Raw genomic sequence first — 3,013 nt, forward strand, 5'->3', positions numbered from 1 at the left:
TCCGGGAGGAGATCGCACGGTTGCGGGAGGAGGCCGAGCGGGTGCAGGCCGCGCTCGGTGAGGCGGAACGGGAGCTTCAGCGGTTGGTGGATGCCCGGGTGACGGTGACCGAGGTGCTGGCCGGGCCGCCTTCGACGGTCGCGGAGCCGACGGGTAGCGCGGTGGCGGGTTCGGTGGTGCCCCGGCGGGAGACGGGCATGGCGGCGACAGCCCTCGCGCCGGACTACCAGCGGATCGTGTCGGTGCTGGAATCTGAAGCGGGCCGGGAGGGCATGCGCTGCCAGCAACTGGCCGTCGCTCTCGGGCTGGAGGCCGTCCCGGCGAAGGTCGAGGGACTGCGGTCGAAGGCGAAACGCCTGGTGGAGCGAGGGTGGGCACTCCAGGTGCGGCCGGGAGTGTTCACCGCTCTCGCGGTGCCGGCCGTCTGAAGCCGGCCGGCCGGCGTCCGGCCAGGCGACCGCTCATGAGCATGGTCATCGACCACAGCACCATGGCTTCGTGCATGGCCGGCAGCGTCTCGTAGTCGCGCACCAGGCGACGCGAGCGCATCAGCCAGCTCAGCGTCCTTTCCACCACCCACCTGCGCGGCAGCACCACGAACCCCGTCGTGTCGTCGGTGCGTTTGACGATCTGAAGGGTGAGCCGGAGCTCTTCGCGGGCCCAGTCGACGAGCCGGCCGGCATAGCCGCCGTCCGCCCACACCAGGCGGATGGAGAAGTACTGCCCTCGCAGGCGCTGAAGCAGCGGGACGGCGGCGTCGCGGTCCTGGACGCTCGCCGCACTCACCGCGACGGCCAGGACCAGACCGAGGCAGTCCACCACCAGGTGCCGTTTACGGCCTCCGACCTTCTTGCCGCCGTCCCAGCCTGAGGTCGGGCGCGGGATGTTCACCGCCGCCCGCACCGACTGGGAGTCCACGATCGCGGCCGTCGGGTCCGGCGGGCGGCCCTCCTTCTCCCGGACGCGGTCGCGCAGCCGGTCGTGGAGCTCGGCGAGCAGACCCGTGGCCTGCCAGCGGCGGGCGAAGGCATGCACACGGCGATACGGCGGGAAGTCCGCGGGCAGGTTGGCCCACTTCACGCCGTTGTCCACGACATAGCGCACCGCGTCGAGCATCACACGGTGGCAATAGCCCTCCGGCCGCCCGCCCCGACCCTCCAGCCAGGCCGGAACCGGCAACAACGGCCGCACCACCCGCCACTCTGCCTCCGTCATGTCGGAGCCATAACTCGGGGTGCGGTCCGGCCCGTCCGCCGCATTGCCGAACCTGTGCGCGAGGCAGTCACACGACGGTGGCAGCGAGTTGGACTCCACGCACGCGGACGCGACAGACTGCGGCAACAGGGCCTCCTGGTACTCGGTTGGGATCGCACCCCCGAACTCTCTTGAAAATCACCTGCAGTGATACGCGTTGGCGCGGTTCAGGCGGTCTGTTCGCGTGAGGTGATGGTGACGTCCATGCCGAGGGCCGCGAGTTGGGCGATCAGGCGTCGGGTCTGGCGTTCCCTGCCGAGGCGGTTGGTGAAGTAATCAGGGCCGAGATCGCGGTAGGGCACGAGGTCGTGGAGGATGTGCCAGGCGGCGACGAGGATGGAGTGTCCGACGGCGAGGGTCGCACGCTTGGCGCCTCGGTGCGGGACCAACCGCCGAAATTGCGCGCCCAGGTAGGTCGTCTTGCTGTGGGCGGCGCTGGCACCGGCGATGAACAGGGCGGTCTTGAGCCAGGTGTCGCCGTGGCGGGTGCGTCCGGACAGCCGTTTGCCGGCTGATTCCTTGTTGCCCGGGCACACTCCGGCCCAGGAGGCGAGGTGTCCGGCGGTGGCGAAACGGCTCATGTCGACACCGATCTCGGCGATCAGGACCTGGGCCAGAGTCAGGCTGATCCCGGGAATGGTGATCAGCAGGTCGACCTGCTGCCGCAGGGGCTGTAGCTGACGGTCGATCTCCTCGCTCAGGCGGGAGATCCGGTCGTCGGCCTCGTCGATGGCCCGTAGCATCGAAGCGACCATGAACGCGTGGTGCCCGTTGAAGTCACCGGTCAGGGCACGGGTGAGCAAGGGAGTCTTGCCCTGCAGACTGCCCAGGGCGAGGGATGCCAGCACCTGCGGGTCCCGTTCGCCCGCCACCAGGGCATCCAGCATGGCCCGCGCCGAGCGGCCGGTGATGTCGGTGACGACCGAGGACAGCTTGATCCCGGTGTCCTCCAGGAACATCGCGAGACGGTTCACCTCGCGGGCCCGGTCCCGGACGGTCTCGGTGCGATACCGGGTCAGGTCCCGCAGCTGACGGATGTCACGCGGGGGAACGAACGAGGGGCGGACCAGGCCATGTTCGACCAGCTTGCAGATCCACTGGCAGTCCTTCACATCGGTCTTGCGGCCGGGAACGGTCTTGATGTGTTGGGCGTTGAGCAGCCATGGCTCGATCCCCTCAGCGGCCTCGAGCAGGTAGAACAGGGGCTTCCAGTACGACGCCGTCGCCTCCATGCCGATCCGGGCGATCCTGTTCTCCACCAGCCAGTCCCGCAACTCCAGCAGGCCGTCGTTCATCGTGGAGAACGTACGGACCTCATAACGGGCGCGTTTGCCGGTGCCCGGCACACGGATGCACACCTTGACATCTGTCTTGCCCAAGTCGGCGCCCCCGCACCGCTCCTCGATCACATCCATGTCCCGCCTCGCCCTTCCTGACATGCACCAGTAGCGATGCCCGCCCATCAGGGGCCACAGGATTCAAAGAAGCTCTCTTGCGTGCTCGCGGCAACACCACTGGACTCCTGCGCTCGGCCCCAGCGTCCGACTACCAAACGGGCTCAATGTTCGGCACCAAGCTCGATCGACGTCCTCCGGACGGGCACCAGCCCCGATTTTCCCGGCCACGGGGCGGGACCGACAGGGCCCGGGATGACTACCAAGAGGCCCTGCTGCCATGCGTCGGCCCTCACGCGATCACCCGATCAGGAACCCTGTTCGACCGGCCCAGCCTCGTGATCGATAAGCGGATGACGTCTAAG

Annotated in this window: 3 protein-coding genes; 1 reads left to right on the forward strand and 2 read right to left on the reverse strand. The window is 68.5% G+C overall.

Annotated features, from left to right (window positions below):
- Positions 1-428 (forward strand): hypothetical protein (locus tag AB0I51_RS48200; RefSeq protein WP_362985860.1); only part of this gene is annotated, 428 nt, incomplete at its 5' end.
- Here the strand turns inward: AB0I51_RS48200 and AB0I51_RS48205 are convergent.
- Together AB0I51_RS48205 and AB0I51_RS48210 are read right to left on the reverse strand one after the other, a co-directional pair.
- Positions 400-1,215 (reverse strand): IS5 family transposase, encoded by an 816-nt coding sequence (locus AB0I51_RS48205; RefSeq protein ID WP_362985862.1) that lies wholly within the window; start codon positions 1,213-1,215, stop codon positions 400-402. The two genes, AB0I51_RS48200 and AB0I51_RS48205, sit on opposite strands and share 29 nt — an antisense overlap.
- A gap of 206 nt (positions 1,216-1,421) precedes the next feature.
- Entirely contained in the window at positions 1,422-2,669 is a 1,248-nt protein-coding gene (locus AB0I51_RS48210) for an IS110 family transposase (RefSeq protein ID WP_362985864.1), read from the reverse strand.
- Positions 2,670-3,013 lie beyond the last annotated feature (344 nt).

Origin of the sequence: Streptomyces sp. NPDC050549 (assembly GCF_040655035.1) — a bacterium.
Taxonomy (GTDB): domain Bacteria; phylum Actinomycetota; class Actinomycetes; order Streptomycetales; family Streptomycetaceae; genus Streptomyces.

Excerpts from the sequence above, each read along its gene's own strand:
- AB0I51_RS48205 (WP_362985862.1), bottom strand. The coding sequence starts at position 1,215 with ATGACGGAGGCAGAGTGGCGGGTGGTGCGGCCGTTGTTGCCGGTTCCG.
- AB0I51_RS48210 (WP_362985864.1), bottom strand. The coding sequence starts at position 2,669 with ATGGATGTGATCGAGGAGCGGTGCGGGGGCGCCGACTTGGGCAAGACA.